Source organism: Pseudomonas sp. BO3-4, from assembly GCF_034044115.1.
GTDB classification, from domain to species: Bacteria; Pseudomonadota; Gammaproteobacteria; order Pseudomonadales; family Pseudomonadaceae; genus Aquipseudomonas; species Aquipseudomonas alloputida.
On sequence record NZ_CP139018.1, the window covers coordinates 968,812 to 986,158 of the forward strand.

A 17,347-nucleotide genomic window follows, 5' to 3' on the forward strand; every position below is an offset into this window, starting at 1 on the left:
CCGCTCACGGGAATGAACGGGGCCAGGTGGGCTGCTTTTCGTGTTGTCTGTGCGGGCCTCTTCGCGGCTAAGGCCGCTCCTGCACCGGCAACGCAGGAGCGGCTTTGGCCGCGAAAGGGCCGGCACAGGCGCAGCCCTTCAACAGATCAACCCAACCCAGACATCAGAAGTGCACGCTGGTGGTCAGCAGTGCCGTCCGCCCGGCCGCCTGGTTGGCGAAGTGGGTGGAGAAGGCCTTGTCGTAGTACACCTCGTTGGTCAGGTTCTGCACGTTCAGTTGCAGGTCGACGTTCTTGGTCAGCTTGTAGGCGGCCATGGCGTCGTAGCGTACGTAGCTGTCGACCATGGTGGTGTTGGCCACGCTGCCGTACACGTCATCCACGTAGAACGCACCACCGCCAACGGTCAGCTTTGGCGTGATCGAGTAGGTGGTCCACAGGCTGGCGCTGTTGTTTGGCGTGTTCGGCAGCTGGTTGCCGTCGTTGGCCTTGCCCACCGGGCCGCCGTCGATCTGGCGAGCCTGCATGTAGGTGTAGCCGGCGAACACCTGCCACTTGTCGGTCAGCTTGCCGCTGGCCGACAGTTCGATACCCTGCACGCGAGTTTCGCCGACGTTCTCGTAGGTAGTGGTGTCCACCTGAACGCGGGCGTTTTCCTTCTCAGTGCGGAAAAGCGCCGCTGCCAGCGACAAGCGTTCGTCCAGTAAGTCCCACTTGGTACCGATTTCGTAGTTGGTGGTTTCTTCTGGTTCCAGGTCGCTGCCCAGAATATTGCCGCTGCGGTCGGTTGTACCTGGCAGTGAGTTGGTCTCGGTACCTTCGCCGAGCATTGCGCCTGGCGGTGTCGCCGAGGTGGCGTAGGAAATATAGATGCTACCGTTCTCGGCTGGCTTCCACACCAGACCCAGCTGGCCCGTGAAGAATTCGCTTTTGTCGCGACCTTTGGTGGGTACGCCGTTCTTGTTCAAGACGGTTGCGCCGCTGGCGTCGTAGGTGCGGAACTTGGTATCGAAATGGTCGTAACGCAGGCCCATGTTCAGCAGCCATTGGGGTGTGAGCTCCAATGTGTCGAAGACATAGATCGCTCGGGTCTTGCCGCTGGTCTTGGTGCCGGCGTAGTTGCGCGAGACAGTGCCGTCCCAAGTGTCGTCCGGGTTAGGGTCGCTCAGTGAGGTGCAGCTACCACCATTGCCAGGCCCGGTGCAGGTGAGCTTGCTGTTTGGCGTGACGGTGTAGCTCTGGCGGTCGGATTCTTCCTTGGTGAGTTCGATACCGGTCGAGAAGTTGTTTTTGAAACCGCCGACGAAGAACTCGCCGAACAGGTCGGTCTGGTTGGTGGTGGTGGCGGTGTTACCCACGCGGGTGTTGGCACGACGCCATACACCGTTGTTGTTCACGTTGCCGGCACTGTCATCCGGCTGGGTCAGCACGTAGTCTTGCATGCTGTTGCCGTGACGCAGGGTGTTCTTGATGGTCAGCGAGTCGGTCAGGTCGTGCTCGATGGCGAAAGTGGCGATGTCCACGCGGCTCTTGCGGAAGTCGCGACCGGTTAAGCCGTAGAAGTTGTCGCTGTCACCGCCATCGATCGGCTTGCTCGGGTGCGCCGAAGTACGGGCAGCGCTGCCAGTAACGGGGATGCTGTAAGGAATACCCGAATCCGGCAGGTCGTCGCTTTCCAGGTGGTAGTAATCAAGGTTGACGCGGGTCGGCGTGCCCAGGCCAAAGGCCAGCGACGGGGCGATACCCCAGCGGTCGTAGTTGACCTTGTCGCGGCCGGCGACGTTGCTTTCGTGGGTCATCAGGTTCAGGCGACCGGCAACGGTATCGCTGAACTGGTAGTTGCCATCGAAGGTGTAGCGCTGGGTCTGGTCGCTGCCCCAGGTCCAGGCGCCGTCCAGCGAGTTGCCCAGATGCGCGCGCTTGCTTACCAGGTTGATGGTACCGCCGGCCGCGCCGCGGCCACCGATGGCCGAGTTCGGCCCCTTGGCCACTTCAACAGATTCGATGGCGAAGATTTCGCGGGTTTGGGCGCCAGTGTCACGTACGCCGTCCAGGTAGGTATCGCCCTGGGCGTCGAAGCCACGAATGAACGGGCGGTCGCCTTGCGGGTTGCCACCTTCGCCGGCACCGAAGGTAATGCCGGGTACGGTGCGCAGGGCATCCTGCAGGGTCAGGGCGTTGGTGTCCTTGATCACTTGCTGCGGGATCACGGTTATCGAGCGCGGGGTGTCTACCAGCGGCGCGGTGTACTTCTGCGAGGCGGCCTTGTCCACCTTGTAATCGGTGCTGGCTTGTTCAGCCTTGCCGTTGACGCTGGTGGCATCGAGGGTGATGGCGCTGCTGGCGGCCGGATCGGCGGCATAGACCGACGAGGCACTCAGGGCGACACCGATGGCAGACACGATCAGGCGTGGCGAACTCACAGCAGATGGTACGTACTGGCGCATTGCAAAGAACCTTCCCCAAGGTATTGAGGCGGTGGATCTTAATGTAAGCAATTTTGACTAACAATTGAGACTCGTTACCATTCGTGAAGAATTTACAATCTTTACAATTTGTCTTTACGGTTTCATGCCGCTGAAACGTCTTAAGTGGCGAATGGGGCTTGTGTAGCGCAAAAGGGAATCAATATCATTGCGCCTTTACATTTCCTAACGGTGCCGTTGCCATGCTGCTTCACATCCCAGGCCTGTTCGACGCTGATGAACTGGCCCGTATCTGCGAGGCGCTGGAGCGGGCCGACTGGGCCGATGGCAAGGTTACGGCGGGTTATCAGTCGGCCAAGGCCAAGCACAACCTGCAGTTGCCGGAAGGTCATGCGCTGGCCAAGGAAATCGGCAGTGCGCTGATCGACCGCCTGTGGAAAACCCCACGCTTCATGTCGGCAGCCTTGCCGCACAAGGTGTTCCCGCCGTTGATCAACTGCTACCGCGAAGGCGGCAACTTCGGTTTCCACATCGACAACGCCCTGCGCCAGCCCAAGGGCAGCCCGGAGCGGGTGCGTACCGACCTGTCTTCCACGCTGTTCCTCAGTGACCCGGAAAGCTACGACGGCGGTGAGCTGGTGATCCAGGACACCTATGGCGTGCAGCAGGTCAAGCTGGCCGCCGGTGACATGGTGCTGTACCCCGGCACAAGCCTGCACAAGGTCAACCCAGTGACCCGTGGCCAACGCTATGCCGCGTTCTTCTGGACCCAGAGCCTGGTGCGCGATGACAGCCAGCGGACGCTGCTGTTCGAGATGGACAACGCCATCCAGCAACTGACCGCCGATGTGCCGGACCATCCTTCGCTGTTGCAGCTGACGGGCACCTACCATAACTTGCTGCGCCGCTGGGCTGAGGTCTGAGCCGTGTCCTACCTGCTGCGACGTGAGGAAGTAGTGGATGTGGCCGGCTTGCAGGCCATGCTCGAGGAAACCCCTGGCAAGGCCGCCCAGGCGATTCTGGCGGCAGCGGGGCAGGGCGCGGTCGAGGCGCAGTTGCTGCTGGGGCAGATCCTGCTGGATGGGCGTGGCATCCAGCAGGATGCCACGGTTGCCCGGCGTTGGTTCGGTATCGCTGCACAGGGTGGCAGTGCCATGGCGCACAACATGCTCGGGCGTTGCCTGGAGCATGGCTGGGGCGGCGAGGTGAGTTTGGTGCAGGCGGCCGTTCACTACGCCCGTGCGGCCGATTCGGGTTTGGACTGGGGCCTGTATAACCTGGGCAACCTTCTGGCGACCGGGCGTGGGGTGCCGGCCAATCAGGCGCAGGCACTGATGTGCTACGAGAAGGCTGCGCAGCTGGGGCATGCCAAATCGATGAACCTGTATGGGCGTTACCTGGAGCAGGGCATTGCCACGGCGCCCAGCCCGGCGCGGGCGGTGCGCTGGTATCGGCGATCGGCCGAGGCGGGGGATTTTCGTGGGATGTTCAGCCTGGCGCTGGTGCTGGTCGAACGTGGCCAGGTGGCGGAGGCCGCGCCTTGGCTGGAGCGGGCGCGGATCGAGGGCAACATGAACTTCCTGCGCGCGGCGCTGGTGACCTTGCAGGAGGCGGGGCCGGTGCTCATGGCCTTTGCCGGGCGCTATGCCGAGGAGATCGAACGGCGTGGTGAGTGAGGTTGACTGTGCTGGCCAATTTCTACTGGCCGTTCACCGTTGCCGCCGCCGCCGTATTCGCGGGTAAACCCGCGCCTACACACGTATCGGTGGTTGGGCGCAGGCCGTTGTACGGTTTATCCACAAAGAGGCCAGCACCGACAGCACGCACATGAAAACGGGGCCTTTCGGCCCCGTTGTGCATTACAGGTAGTAAGCCTTCAGCGGCGGGAAGCCGTTGAATTCCACTGCGCTGTAGCTGGTGGTGTAGGCGCCGGTCGACAGCCAGTACAGGCGGTCACCGATGGCCAGGTTCAGCGGCAGCCCGTACTTGTAGTTCTCGTACATGATGTCGGCGCTGTCGCAGGTCGGGCCGGCGATGACCACTTCCTCGGCTTCGCCTTTCTTCTCGGTCCAGATCGGGAACTTGATGGCTTCGTCCATGGTTTCGATCAGGCCGGAGAACTTGCCCACGTCGGTGTAGATCCAGCGCTCGACGGCGGTACGCGACTTACGTGCGACCAGCACCACTTCGCTGACCAGGATACCGGCGTTGGCGATCAGCGAACGGCCGGGCTCGAGGATGATTTCCGGCAGTTCGTCACCGAAGTCTTCCTTGAGGAAGCGGATGATTTCTTCGGCGTAGGTTTCCAGGCTGTTGGTACGGGTGATGTAGTTGGCCGGGAAGCCACCACCCATGTTGATCAGCTTCAGTTCGATGCCGTCTTCTTCTTTCAGGCGTTCGAAGATTACCTTGACCTTAGCGATGGCGGCGTCCCACACGCTGATGTCGCGTTGCTGCGAGCCCACGTGGAAGGAGATGCCATAAGGCACCAGGCCCAGGTCGCGGGCGAGGATCAGCAGGTCCATGGCCATGTCGGTCTGGCAGCCGAACTTGCGGGACAGCGGCCAGTCGGCAGTGGTGGAGCCTTCAGTCAGAATACGCACATACACTTTCGAGCCCGGTGCGGCCTTGGCGATGTTGCGCAGGTCGGCTTCCGAGTCGGTGGCGTACAGGCGCACGCCCTTCTCGTAGAAGTAGCGGATATCCTTGGACTTCTTGATGGTGTTGCCGTAGCTGATGCGGTCGGCGCTGACACCGCGGCCCATCACTTTGTCCAGCTCGTAGATCGAGGCGATGTCGAAGCTCGAACCTTTCTCTTTGAGCAGGTCGATGATTTCCACGGCCGGGTTGGCCTTGACTGCGTAGTAGACCTTGGCAAATTCGAAACCGGCGCGCAGGTCGTCGTACGCCTGGCTGATCATCTGGGTGTCGATGAGTACGAACGGGGTTTCCTGCTTGTCAGCGAACGCCTTCATTTTCTGGAAGGTTTCACGCGCGAAATAGTCTTCGACCTGGATCGACATGCTCAGGGACTCCATGGGCAAACTGAAAGATTAAGTGGCTGCAAACTGAACGTCCTCCGTATCCCCACTTTGGTTCGCCTACTCAGTACTTGAGCCGGATGGATCGTTTCCAGCATGGACGTTCGGCGCGCACTTTAGGGCGTGAAGAATGCAGAATCAACAGGCAATCCGGGCGTGATCGACGTGGATCGACGACCAGCCATTTGAATAACCGACTCGTGTGACCGGCTGATGTTCCCTGCGATCTTTCAAGCGTAAAAAATTGTGGAATGGAGCGTGTTGGGCCCTTCGCGGGCAAGCCCGCTCCTACAGGGGATACGCGTTCCATGTGGGGGCGGGCTTGCCCGCGAAAGGGCCGGAGGTGTTCATATTTATGGCCACATTTTCCTGGTACCCCCGTACAGGAAATCGCCCATAAATTTTTTGTTACCGACTGGCGGATTTGCTGCTTTTGATGCGAAACATTACTATTCGCACCCTTATCTGCCTCCCTGATGGCCCCGACCGTGTCCGGACACAAAGGCTTCCTCGACCATTACCATGAGCTGATCGGCACCTGGACGCGCAAGCTGCGCAGTCGTCAGCAGGCCGAGGACCTCACCCACGATGCCTTTGTCCGGGTACTGGAAACCCCGCGCGAGCAGGTTGAGCAGCCACGCGCCTACCTGCATCAGGCTGCGCGCAACATCGCCGTGGATGGCTTCCGTCGCGAAGACCGCCGCCAGGCACTGGAGCGGGAAGCCTTCGACGAAGGCGCAACCGGCAGTGGCGACCCGGAAGCCTACGTGCATGCCCTGGAGCTGGCCGACAGCGTCGAGCGGGCGCTTGCCAAGCTGCCACTCAACTGCCGGCAGGTGTTCATCTGGCAGAAGCTCGAAGGCCTGACCCAGGCCGAGATTGCCGAGCGCATGGGGTTGAGCAAGAACATGGTCGAAAAGTATATGATCCGCACGCTTCGGCACCTGCGTGAGCACCTGGATGTGTCGGCATGAAGAGTCAGGAGGCCTTTTCGATGAAACAGCACGGTACCGATGCCGTCCGCGAGCAGGCGGCCGCATGGTTCGCCCGCGTGCAGGATGCGCCTCGGGATGCCGGGCTGCACAAGCAGTTGCATGCCTGGTTGGCGAGCGACGAGCACCACCGGGAAGAATATGAGCATCTCTGCCGCGTGTGGCAGGCCGCCGGCTTCATTCCACGTCAGCACCTGGAGGCGCTGTGCCAGCCAGACCCGGTGCAGCAGCTGCCACGACGGCGTTTCATGCGCCAGGCGTTGGCCGCCAGTGTCGCGGTAGTGGCGCTGGGCCTGGGCTGGGGCGGCTGGCACCACCTGCAACTGAACCATCAAGGCAGCCTGCAGACGGCCTTCAATGAGCGCCGTCAGGTCGAACTGCCGGATGGCTCGCATCTGGAGCTCAATGGCAACACGCAGTTGCAGGTCGAGTTCAGCGCCGGCCAGCGGCACGTGCGCCTGAACGCCGGTGAAGTGATGTTCAGCGTCGCCCATGACAGTAGCCGGCCGTTTGTGGTCGACACTGCCCAGGGCAGTGTGATCGTCACAGGTACCCGCTTTGACGTCCGCCTGGACCCAGCCAGCACCCGTGTGGCGGTGGAACAGGGGTCGGTGCGGGTGCAGGGCAAGGGCGCCTCGCTGGCGCAACTGACGGCCGGGCAGGGGTCGCATATAGATGCACAGGGCCTGGTCGCCGCACCCTATGCGGTCAACACCGGCGCCATGACCGCATGGCGACAGGGCAAGCTGGTGTTCGACAACGCAACCCTCGCCGAAGTAGTGGCCGAAACCTCGCGCTACCGTCGCCAGCCATTGCGGGTCGCCCCTGGGAAAGTCGCCCGGCTGCGCCTGTCCGGTACCTTCAGTACCAACGATACAGACGCTCTGCTGCGGGCCTTGCCGAGCATCCTCCCGGTGGCCATCAAAGCCCATGAAGACGGCTCCAGCGAAATAATCGCCAACTAGATTCAGGTTTTTTTTCACTCGTTCGTCTTCCTCGCCAGCTGCAACTGCCAAGCATTTCCATTTGCACGCGGTTGGCGTTTATTCCGCACTCCAGGATGTTTCGACGACGTGAACAACAACAAACCTCTCCCACGCTTTCGCGCCCTGGCGCTGGCCCTGGCGGTCAGTACTGTGGCCGTTGGCAGCCAGGCCGCAGAGGCCGCTAATGCCCTCCACATCCAGGCCCAGCCATTGGGTTCGGCGCTGAACCAGCTCGGCCAGCAAACCAGCCTGCAGCTGTTTTTCAGCCCCGAGCTGGTCGCCGGCAAACAGGCCCCGGCGGTATCGGGCAACCTGGCGCCGGTGCAGGCGCTGCAACAGCTGTTGCAAGGCAGCGGGCTCACCTTCGAGATGTCCGGGGACACCGTTGTGGTGAAGCCACTGCCGACTACCCTTGACCTGGGCAGCGGCAGCCTGGAGCTGGCACCCACCGACATCAAGGTGGTCGGTGACTGGCTGGGTGATGCCCAGCAGAGCGTGGTACAGAACCACCCTGGGGCACGCACCGTGGTACGCCGCGAGGCAATGGTGGAGAAGGGCGCAATGAACGTGCGCGACGTGCTGCGCGGCATCCCCGGCGTGCAAGTGCAGGACTCCAACGGGACCGGTGGCAGCGACCTGTCGCTGAACGTGGGCGTACGCGGCCTTACTTCGCGCCTGTCGCCGCGCTCCACGGTACTGATCGATGGCATCCCGGCCGCCTTCGCGCCGTATGGCCAGCCACAGCTGTCGATGGCACCGATTTCCTCTGGCAACCTCGACAGCATCGACGTCGTGCGCGGTGCCGGCTCGGTGCGCTATGGCCCGCAGAACGTGGGCGGCGTGATCAACTTTGTAACCCGGGCGATTCCGGAAAAGGCCTCGGCAGAGCTGTCCACCACCCTGGAGACCTCCCAGCACGGTGGCTGGAAACATACCGAGTCAGCCTTCGTCGGTGGCACGGCCGACAATGGCATGGGCGTGGCGCTGTTGTACACCGGGGTGAATGGCAACGGTTACCGTGAAAGCAACAACGGCAACGACATCGATGACGTAATCCTCAAGACGCATTGGGCGCCAACCGATGTCGATGAGTTCTGGCTCAACTTCCATTATTACGATGGCCGTGCCGACATGCCGGGTGGCCTGACCCAGGCCCAATACGACAGCAACCCGTACCAGTCGCTGCGCGATTACGACTACTTCGCGGGCCGGCGCAAGGATGTGTCGTTCAAATGGCAGCGGCAGCTCGACGATGCCACCCAGTTCGAAGTGCTGACCTACTACACCGACAGCTTCCGCGGCAGCACCATCGCCTCGCGGGACATGAAGACGTTGTCGTCGTACCCGCGCAACTACCACACCTTTGCCATCGAACCCCGTGTGTCGCGCATCTTCTTTGCCGGCCCAACCACCCAGGAAGTCAGTGTCGGTTACCGTTACCTGAAGGAAGCGATGCGCGAACAATCGACTCGCCTGGCGCTGATCGACAACGTGCCGACGGTGACCCCGACTTCCGACGGCCACGTGTTCCAGGACCGCAGTGGCGGCACCGAGGCCAGCGCCTACTACATCGACGACAAGATCGACGTGGGCAACTGGACCATCACCCCTGGCGTGCGCTTCGAGCACATCAATACCGACTGGCGCGACCGCCCGGTGCTGGACGCCAACAACCGCCCGGTAGCCGAGAAGAAGCGCAGCATCACCAGCAACGAGCCTTTGCCGGCACTGAGCGTGATGTACCACGTTTCCGATGCCTGGAAGGTGTTCGCCAACTACGAGACTTCGTTCGGTAGCCTGCAGTACTTCCAGCTGGGCCAGGGCGGTTCTGGCAACAGTACGGCCAATGGCCTGGAGCCGGAAAAAGCCAAGACCTACGAAATCGGTACCCGTTATGACAATGGCGGCTTTGCCGGTGAGCTGACGGCGTTCTACATCGACTTCGATGATGAGCTGCAGTACATCAGCAACGACGTGGGCTGGACCAACCTCGGTGCGACCAAGCACCAGGGCATCGAGGCTTCGGTGCGTTATGACCTGGCCGGGCTGGACCTGCGCCTGGACGGGCTGTCGGTGAGCGGTGGCTACACCTATACCCGCGCGACCTATGAAGGGGATATCCCAGGGTTCAAGGGCCGAGACCTGCCGTTCTATTCACGCCAGGTGGCCACTGCCGGGGTGCGTTACGCAGTTAACCGCTGGACCTGGAACCTGGACGCCTATGCCCAATCGAAGCAGCGTGCGCCGGGAACCGGGATCAATGCCGATGGCAGTTTCAATGGCGACTACATCACCGAGCCGAGTGCTGACGGGCAGTATGGCGATATTCCGGGTTATGTGACCTGGCATGCCCGCGGTGGGTATGAATTCGGGCCTGAACTGTCCAACCTGAAGCTGGCGGCGGGGGTGAAGAACCTGTTCGACAAGCAGTACTTCACCCGCTCCAGTGACAACAATGCCGGCCTTTACGTGGGTGAGCCGCGAACCTTCTACGTGCAGGCCAGTGTTGGGTTTTGATCGAGATTGCCGGGGCCGCTTTGCGGCCCTTCGCTCGCTCTTGTAGGAGCGGGTTTACCCGCGAAAGGGCCGGGCCTGCTGGCCAATTTTCACCAGTCGTTCACCGTTGCCGCCACCACCGTATTCGCGGGTAAACCCGCTCCTACACATGATTGAGCTGCGCCCCAGATGTTGGACATCTGTCCATCATCTGGGGTTTTTATGAGCAAGTACTCAACACAATTCAAGCAGTCAGCCATCCAGGCTTTCCTCAAGCGTGGCCGAGGCTTTCGCCACATCGCGGCGCTGTTTCAAATCGATCCGACTTTGCTGCGCCGTTGGGTCATGTCCTATCAGTTACATGGTGAGGCCAGCTTCGAGAAGCCTGGCGGTCATTACAGCAGTGAGTTCAAGCTTTCTGTGCTCTACCGTATGTGGCGCGAGAAGCTGTCGCTCCGGGCCACCGCAGCGTTGTTCAACCTGGGTAACTCATCTCAGGTGCGGCGCTGGGAGGAACAGTATTACAGTGGCGGCTTCCAGGCCCTGTCCTCAAGCAAAAAGATATTGGTCACCCCTATGCCTAAAGCCCCGCGCAAGCCCGAAGAGACCGCTCCCAAACCTATCGAGGAGCTTACCCATGCGGAGCTGCTCAAGAGACTTCGCCAGCTTGAAGCGGAGAACGCCTACCTAAAAAAGCTCGAGGAGCTCGACGAGGAGAAGGCGAGGCTGAAGAAAGCCAGGAAAAAACCCGGCTAGTAAGGGCTTTGCGCGAACACTACCCGTTTGCCGATCTGCTCAAGGCTGCCGGCCTGCCACGCAGTACTTACTATTACCAGCTAGGGCTGCTTGAGGCCGGGGATAAGTGTGCCTCTCTCAAAATCTCGATCCAGGAGATCTGCGACCGACATCGCGGTCGTTATGGTTATCGGCGGGTTACCTCTGCGCTGCGCAGTTCTGGGCAGTTGGTTAACAGTAAAAAGGTGCGCCGGCTGATGGCTGCTCTAGACCTCAAGTGCACGGTCCGCCCGAAGAAGTACAAGGCGTATCGGGGCCTGATGGGAGAAGCCGCGCCTAACATTCTCAAGCGTAATTTCCAGGCTGATCAGCCTAACCAGAAGTGGGTTACCGATGTCACTGAGTTCAAAGTGGCGGGTGAAAAGCTGTACCTCTCGCCTGTAATGGATCTGTACAACGGCGAAATCGTGACGTATCGCACCGACACCAGACCGCGCTTCACCTTGGTCGGCGAAATGCTGGAGCGCGCGATTCAACTGCTTCCGGCGGGCAACAAACCACTGCTGCACTCGGACCAAGGATGGCACTACCGATACCCTGATTACTGTGCACGTGTGAAGGAAGCAGGGCTTGAGCAAAGCATGTCACGCAAAGGTAACTGCCTGGACAACGCCGCGATGGAGAGTTTTTTCGGCACGCTGAAGTCGGAATACTTCTACCGTGAGCGCTTCAAAAGCGTCGCAGAGCTACAGGCGGGACTGGATGAGTACATCCACTACTACAACCATGACCGCATTAAAATGAAACTCAACGGCCTGAGTCCTGTGGCTTACAGAACTCAAGCTGAGGTAGCCTAGCACCGACCGTCCAACATCTGGGGCGCAGCTCAGATCGGTGGTGGACATACATCGGGGATTGAACACAGGCCGTTGTAGGAGCGGGTTTACCCGCGAAGGGGCGCAAAGCGCCCCCGACGATTACGAAACCACCGCCTCGGCCGGCGAAACGATACTGCTCTTCGCCCCCCGCGATCTCCCCGAGCTCAGGTACGCGGCAATCGACTCCTGCGTCACCTCGCCCAAGAACACCTGCTCGGCATCCAACACTGGCAACCACGCGCGGTTGAACTCGTACATGCGCGACAGCAGGATGCGCAAGTGCTCATCGTACGAGGCCGTGGCATTGAACGGCCGCAGGAAATCACCGCAAGTGCCTTGCTGGCGGTGCATGTCGCGCCGGCGCACATAGCCCAAGGCCTTGTTTTGCGCATCGGTCACCACCACGTAGCGGCGGTCGTGCTCATCCAGCAGCTCCAGCGCGTCGCCCACCGGTGTTTCCGGGCTCACCGACGGCGCGTTGTCCGCTGCATCCTCGGCACGCACCAGCAACAGGCGTTTGAGGGTGCTGTCCTGGCCCACAAAGTTGCTGACGAAATCATCCGCCGGGTGCGCCAGCAGGGTATCCGGGTGATCCAGCTGCAACAGCTTGCCGGCACGGAAGATGGCAATCTTGTCGCCCAGCTTGATCGCTTCGTCGATGTCGTGGCTGACCATGATCACGGTCTTGTTCAGCGCCCGCTGCATTTCGAAGAATTCGTTCTGGATCATCTCGCGGTTGATCGGGTCGACCGCGCCAAATGGCTCGTCCATCAACAGCACGGGTGCATCTGCTGCCAGGGCGCGAATCACGCCGATACGCTGTTGCTGGCCGCCAGACAGCTCGCGCGGGTAGCGTTGCAGGTACTGCTTGGGTTCGAGCTTGATCATGTGCATCAGCTCGCGAGCCCGCTCGTGGCATTTCTGCTTGTCCCAGCCAAGCAGGCGCGGGACCACGGTAATGTTCTCCTCGATGGTCATGTTGGGGAACAGACCGATCTGCTGAATCACATAGCCGATGTGCCGGCGCAGGGTAACTTCGTCCAGGCCGGTGGTGTCTTCGCCGTTGATGAACACCTGGCCCGAGGTGGGCGTGATCAGGCGGTTGATCATTTTCAGCGTGGTGCTCTTGCCGCAGCCCGACGGGCCGAGGAACACGCAGATTTCCCCTTCATTGACGGTGAGGCTTACCGAGTCGACGGCTTTGACGTCCTTGCCGTTGACGTTGAAGGTTTTGCTGAGGTTCTTCAGTTCGATCATGAGCGCAGTCCTTCTGGAGTCAGGGCACGTTGCAGGGTTTGCAGCAGCAGGTCGGCGATGATCGCCAGCAGGCTGACCAGTACGGCGCCGACCAGCAGCATCGACATGTCGCTGCGGCTGATGGAAGTCAGGATCAGCACGCCGAGGCCGCCGGCGCCGATGGTGGCGGCAATGGTCATCACACCGATGTTCATCACCACGGCGGTGCGCACACCGGCGAGGATCACCGGTACGGCGATGGGCAGCTCGACCATGCGCAGGCGCTGGCCGAAGGTCATGCCGATGCCACGCGCGGCTTCACGGATACCGGGCTCGACATTGGTCAGGGCCAGGTAGGTGTTGCGCATGATTGGCAGCAGCGAATAAAGAAACACGGCAGTGATCGCCGGCAAGGGGCCCAGCCCCTGGCCGAACTTGGAGTAGAACGGCAGCAGCAGGCCGAACAACGCAATCGAGGGGATGGTCAGCAGCACTGTGGCGCTGGCCTGCAGCGGGCCGGCCACCGCCGGGAAGCGGGTCATCAGGATGCCCAGCGGCACGCCAACGAGGATCGCCAGGCCGACGGCGATGCCGACCAGCATGATGTGCTGCCAGGTCAGTTGCAGCACCTGGGCCCAGTCGAGGTGGGCGAACGTGTCGAGCAGGCTCATGGCTGTACCTCCTTGAGGGGATGCTCTCGCAGGAATGCGGCGGCCACAGCGGTCGGGTTCTGGTGGTCTACGTCAACCTTGGCATTGAGCTGGCGCATGGTCTCGTCATCGAGCTGCTCGGCCAGTGGCTTGAGCAGGGCGACCAGTTGCGGGTTGGCGTCGAGCACGGCCTTGCGCACCACCGGGGCGGCGGTGTAGTCGGGGAAGTAGTGCTTGTCGTCTTCGAGCAGCTTGAGGTTGAACGCGCTCAGGCGACCGTCGGTGGTGTAGACCAGGCCTGCGAACACCTGGTTGTTGTGCATGGCCGTGTAGACCAGGCCCGCGTCCATCTGGCGGATGTTGGCGCGGCCGACCTGCAGGTCGTACATTTCCTTGAGCCCGACCAGGCCGTCGGGGCGGTTGGCGAACTCGGTGTCCAGAGCCACCAGGTGATTACGCTTGCGCTCGTCGCGCAGCACCTGGTTGAGGTCGCTGATCGAGTTGATCTGCGGGTAGGCCTCGGCGACCTGCTTCGGCAAGCCGAGGGCATAGGTGTTGCTGAATTTCGACGGGGTCAGCCAGATCAGGTCTTTTTTGGCATCCAGCTCCTTGACCTTGGCGTAGGTGGCCTCGGCGCTGGGCATACGCTCATCAATATGGTTGTAGGACACCAGCGACACCCCGGTGTATTCCCACATCAGGTCGAGCTGGCCGGTTTCCTGGGCCTGGCGAGCGATGCTGCTGCCAAGGCCGGTGGTGACGCGTACGTCAAAGCCGTTCGCGCGCAGGTACTGCGCGGTGATTTCGGCGAGCACGGTCTGTTCGGTGAACACCCGCGCGCCGATGCGCACCAGGGGTTTTTCCGCTGCCTGGGCAACTCCTGCGAACAGCAGGGCCGCGCCCAGCAGCAAGGCGATTCTCTTCTTCATACGTTTCCTATCCTTATTGGGCCAGGCCACGTTCCAGCCAGCGCCTGCTGGAGAAACTCACCGCCGCGTCCAGCACCAGAGCCAGCAGCGCGGTGCAGGCGGCACCCAGCAGCAGCTGCGGCTGGTTGTTCAGGGCGATGCCGGGGAAAATCAGGCTGCCCAGGCTGTTGGCGCCGATCAGGAATGCCAGCGGTGCGGTGCCCACGTTCAACGCCAGGGCCACGCGTACGCCGCCGACGATGATCGGCACGGCGTTGGGCAGTTCCACCTGCCAGAGTTGCTGGCGCGGGGTCATGCCAATGCCGGTAGCGGCTTCCTTGAGCGATGCGGGGACGTTTTTCAGGCCTTCGTAGGTGTTGCGCACGATGGGCAGGAGGGACGCGAGGAACAGTGCGAAGATCGCAGGCCCGGCGCCGATGCCCAGGATACTCAGGGCGATGGCCAGAACGGCCAGAGGGGGGATGGTGTTGCCAACGTTGAAGAACTGCATGAAACGCTCGGCTTTGTCGACCCGGTGCGGTCGACTTAACGCAATGCCGGCGGGGATGCCCACGGCCAGCGCCGCCACCATCGAAGCCAGCACCAATACCAGGTGCGCTTGCAGGTAGAACCCAAGATCGTCGCGATAACGCGCGATCGTGTCGATGCCGATCCAGTGGACCAGCAGGGCCAGGATGACGAGCACGGCGGCCCATCCCAACAGCCCCTTTCCGTAGCGTTTAGCCACAGGCGGACTCCTTGTGTTGTCGGCGAGCACACTTCTTGGAAGCCGGCCAATCCTGGCGGCGGGTGGTGTGTTCGCGAGTAGCAGCGAGATGCAAGCCGAAGGCTGCGATCAGGCCATGAGCCGAACCCCGTCGGGCCCGAAAATGCTGATGAAACCAGTCCCCAACCGAAGCGGGTTGCAGGGGAGTGGACGTCTCCGTGGGCGTAAAGGTTCCCATCTGAGACAGCATTTGGCCAGCGTTAATCGCTGGGTGGGGGATTTTTGGCGAGAAAAAACAGCGACTTGATGTGCTGCAGGCGTTGAAATAACTGCGTTTTGGTTATTTGTCGTGATAAAGCGATTGCCTGTTGGGTTTGTTTTGTCTGTGCTGGCGTCTTCGCGGGTAAACCCGCTCCTACGAAGACTGCACCGCATCCGAACCCTGTGTCGTACCTGTAGGCGCGGGTTTACCCGCGAAGAGGCCGGCACAGGCGCCATTCATTCGGCAGATTTTGGTCCAGGCCCAACTTCAGGTATGATACTGCCCCTTTCAAATCCCCCAGTCAGGCGATTTCCCATGACCAACCAGGCCGCCGAAGTCGCGAAGCGCCGCACTTTCGCAATCATTTCCCACCCCGACGCCGGTAAAACCACCATCACCGAGAAGCTGCTGCTGATGGGCAAGGCCATTGCCGTCGCCGGTACCGTGAAGTCGCGCAAGTCCGACCGCCATGCCACCTCCGACTGGATGGAAATGGAGAAGCAGCGCGGCATCTCCATCACCACCTCGGTGATGCAGTTCCCGTACCGCGAGCACATGATCAACCTGCTCGACACCCCCGGCCACGAAGACTTCTCGGAAGACACCTACCGCACCCTGACCGCGGTGGACTCGGCGCTGATGGTGCTCGACGGCGGTAAAGGTGTAGAGCCGCGTACCATCGCCCTGATGGACGTGTGCCGCCTGCGCGACACGCCCATCGTCAGCTTCATCAACAAACTCGACCGAGACATCCGCGACCCGATCGAACTGCTCGACGAAATCGAAGCCGTTTTGAAGATCAAGGCCGCGCCAATCACCTGGCCGATCGGTTGCTACCGCGACTTCAAGGGCGTGTACCACCTGACCGGTGACTACATCGTGGTGTACACCCCGGGCCACGGCCACGAGCGCACCGAAGCCAAGATTATCCAGAAGCTGGACTCGGACGAAGCCCGCGCGCACCTGGGCGACCAGTACGATTCGTTCGTCGAGCAACTGGAGCTGGTGCAGGGCGCTTGCCACGAGTTCAACCAGGAAGAGTTCATCAACGGTCAGCTGACCCCGGTGTTCTTCGGTACTGCGCTGGGCAACTTCGGTGTCGACCACGTGCTCGACGCCGTGGTCGACTGGGCGCCGCGCCCGCTTGGCCGTGTGGCCCACGAGCGCACCGTGGAGCCTGTGGAAGAGAAGTTCACCGGCTTCGTGTTCAAGATCCAGGCGAACATGGACCCGAAACACCGCGACCGTATCGCCTTCATGCGCATCTGCTCGGGCAAGTACGAGAAGGGCATGAAAATGCGCCACGTGCGCTTGAACAAAGACCTGCGTATCGGCGATGCGCTGACGTTCTTCTCCTCCGAGCGTGAGCAGCTGGAAGAAGCCTTTGCCGGTGACATCATCGGCCTGCACAACCACGGCACCATCCAGATCGGCGACACCTTCACCGAAGGCGAGGCGCTGGGCTTCACCGGTATCCCGCACTTCGCGCCGGAGCTGTTTCGCCGCGTCCGCCTGAAAGACCCGCTCAAATCCAAGCAACTGCGTCAAGGCCTGCAGCAGCTGGCCGAAGAAGGTGCTACTCAGGTGTTCTTCCCTGAGCGCAGCAACGACATCATCTTGGGTGCGGTCGGTGTGCTGCAGTTCGACGTGGTCGCCAGCCGCCTGAAGGAAGAGTACAAGGTCGAGTGCGCCTACGAGCCTATCACCGTCTGGTCGGCGCGCTGGATCAGCTGCGATGACAAGAAGAAGCTCGAGGAATTCCAGACCAAGGCCATGGAAAACCTGGCCATCGACGGCGGCGGTCACCTGACCTACCTGGCGCCGACCCGGGTCAACCTGGCGCTGATGGAAGAGCGCTGGCCGGACATCAAGTTCCGCGCTACCCGCGAGCACCACTGATCTCAGTTGCCTGCTCCTGACCCTGTGTAGGAGCGGGTTTACCCGCGAATGCGGCGTCAAGTCTACCGACGCATTCGCGGGTAAACCCGCTCCTACCAGTGATCGCGCAGCG

General features: G+C 61.4%; 13 protein-coding genes. 7 read left to right on the top strand and 6 right to left on the bottom strand.

Annotated features, from left to right (window positions below; genetic code table 11):
• Positions 1-163: 163 nt before the first annotated feature.
• Positions 164-2,446 (bottom strand): TonB-dependent receptor, encoded by a 2,283-nt coding sequence (locus REH59_RS04440; RefSeq protein WP_004577176.1) that lies wholly within the window; start codon positions 2,444-2,446, stop codon positions 164-166.
• 221 nt (positions 2,447-2,667) lie between these two features.
• On the opposite strand from REH59_RS04440, the gene REH59_RS04445 reads away from it, so the two are divergent.
• The gene (locus tag REH59_RS04445) at positions 2,668-3,348 is read left to right on the top strand and encodes a Fe2+-dependent dioxygenase (RefSeq protein ID WP_012051256.1); all 681 of its coding nucleotides are present in this window, start codon (positions 2,668-2,670) and stop codon (positions 3,346-3,348) included.
• A gap of 3 nt (positions 3,349-3,351) precedes the next feature.
• A complete protein-coding gene (locus tag REH59_RS04450) occupies positions 3,352-4,101 on the top strand; it encodes a tetratricopeptide repeat protein (protein ID WP_014861718.1) in 750 nt (249 codons plus the stop codon).
• A gap of 183 nt (positions 4,102-4,284) precedes the next feature.
• Here REH59_RS04450 and REH59_RS04455 read toward each other — a convergent pair whose 3' ends face one another.
• On the bottom strand, positions 4,285-5,448 hold the full coding sequence (locus REH59_RS04455; protein WP_003248498.1) for a type III PLP-dependent enzyme: 1,164 nt from the start codon (positions 5,446-5,448) through the stop codon (positions 4,285-4,287).
• 494 nt (positions 5,449-5,942) lie between these two features.
• On the opposite strand from REH59_RS04455, the gene REH59_RS04460 reads away from it, so the two are divergent.
• The 4 genes from REH59_RS04460 to REH59_RS04475 all read left to right on the top strand — a co-directional run bounded on the left by REH59_RS04460 (position 5,943) and on the right by REH59_RS04475 (position 11,532).
• Complete coding sequence (locus tag REH59_RS04460; protein WP_014861717.1) at positions 5,943-6,440, top strand: RNA polymerase sigma factor; 498 nt, start codon at positions 5,943-5,945, stop codon at positions 6,438-6,440.
• 20 nt (positions 6,441-6,460) lie between these two features.
• Positions 6,461-7,423, top strand: a complete 963-nt coding sequence (locus REH59_RS04465; RefSeq protein WP_014861716.1) for a FecR family protein — start codon at positions 6,461-6,463, stop codon at positions 7,421-7,423.
• A gap of 108 nt (positions 7,424-7,531) precedes the next feature.
• Entirely contained in the window at positions 7,532-9,961 is a 2,430-nt protein-coding gene (locus REH59_RS04470) for a TonB-dependent siderophore receptor (protein WP_014861715.1), read from the top strand.
• 201 nt (positions 9,962-10,162) lie between these two features.
• Positions 10,163-11,532, top strand: a protein-coding gene (locus tag REH59_RS04475) for an IS3 family transposase (RefSeq protein WP_128573916.1) whose coding sequence is annotated in 2 segments (ribosomal slippage) — positions 10,163-10,642 and positions 10,645-11,532 — 1,368 coding nt in all. Because the reading frame shifts where the segments join, the coding sequence is not laid out codon by codon here.
• A gap of 120 nt (positions 11,533-11,652) precedes the next feature.
• Here the strand turns inward: REH59_RS04475 and REH59_RS04480 are convergent.
• From REH59_RS04480 to REH59_RS04495, 4 genes are read right to left on the bottom strand one after another with little or no spacing between them, the layout of a single operon-like run.
• On the bottom strand, positions 11,653-12,810 hold the full coding sequence (locus REH59_RS04480) for a betaine/proline/choline family ABC transporter ATP-binding protein (RefSeq protein WP_003248489.1): 1,158 nt from the start codon (positions 12,808-12,810) through the stop codon (positions 11,653-11,655).
• Positions 12,807-13,460 (bottom strand): ABC transporter permease, encoded by a 654-nt coding sequence (locus REH59_RS04485; RefSeq protein WP_003248487.1) that lies wholly within the window; start codon positions 13,458-13,460, stop codon positions 12,807-12,809. The genes REH59_RS04480 and REH59_RS04485 overlap by 4 nt, the downstream gene beginning before the upstream one ends.
• A complete protein-coding gene (locus tag REH59_RS04490) occupies positions 13,457-14,368 on the bottom strand; it encodes a glycine betaine ABC transporter substrate-binding protein (protein WP_004575997.1) in 912 nt (303 codons plus the stop codon). Before REH59_RS04490 ends, REH59_RS04485 begins: the two co-directional genes overlap by 4 nt.
• 13 nt (positions 14,369-14,381) lie before the next feature.
• Positions 14,382-15,095, bottom strand: a complete 714-nt coding sequence (locus REH59_RS04495; protein ID WP_004575998.1) for an ABC transporter permease — start codon at positions 15,093-15,095, stop codon at positions 14,382-14,384.
• Between the two features lie 556 nt (positions 15,096-15,651).
• On the opposite strand from REH59_RS04495, the gene REH59_RS04500 reads away from it, so the two are divergent.
• A complete protein-coding gene (locus REH59_RS04500) occupies positions 15,652-17,235 on the top strand; it encodes a peptide chain release factor 3 (RefSeq protein ID WP_003248481.1) in 1,584 nt (527 codons plus the stop codon).
• Positions 17,236-17,347 lie beyond the last annotated feature (112 nt).

Bases quoted from the DNA above. Each gene is read 5' to 3' on its own strand.
- REH59_RS04465 (WP_014861716.1), top strand. From the start codon at position 6,461: ATGAAACAGCACGGTACCGATGCCGTCCGCGAGCAGGCGGCCGCATGG.
- REH59_RS04445 (WP_012051256.1), top strand. From the start codon at position 2,668: ATGCTGCTTCACATCCCAGGCCTGTTCGACGCTGATGAACTGGCCCGT.
- REH59_RS04460 (WP_014861717.1), top strand. From the start codon at position 5,943: ATGGCCCCGACCGTGTCCGGACACAAAGGCTTCCTCGACCATTACCAT.
- REH59_RS04485 (WP_003248487.1), bottom strand. From the start codon at position 13,460: ATGAGCCTGCTCGACACGTTCGCCCACCTCGACTGGGCCCAGGTGCTG.
- REH59_RS04455 (WP_003248498.1), bottom strand. From the start codon at position 5,448: ATGTCGATCCAGGTCGAAGACTATTTCGCGCGTGAAACCTTCCAGAAA.
- REH59_RS04480 (WP_003248489.1), bottom strand. From the start codon at position 12,810: ATGATCGAACTGAAGAACCTCAGCAAAACCTTCAACGTCAACGGCAAG.
- REH59_RS04490 (WP_004575997.1), bottom strand. From the start codon at position 14,368: ATGAAGAAGAGAATCGCCTTGCTGCTGGGCGCGGCCCTGCTGTTCGCA.
- REH59_RS04500 (WP_003248481.1), top strand. From the start codon at position 15,652: ATGACCAACCAGGCCGCCGAAGTCGCGAAGCGCCGCACTTTCGCAATC.
- REH59_RS04440 (WP_004577176.1), bottom strand. From the start codon at position 2,446: ATGCGCCAGTACGTACCATCTGCTGTGAGTTCGCCACGCCTGATCGTG.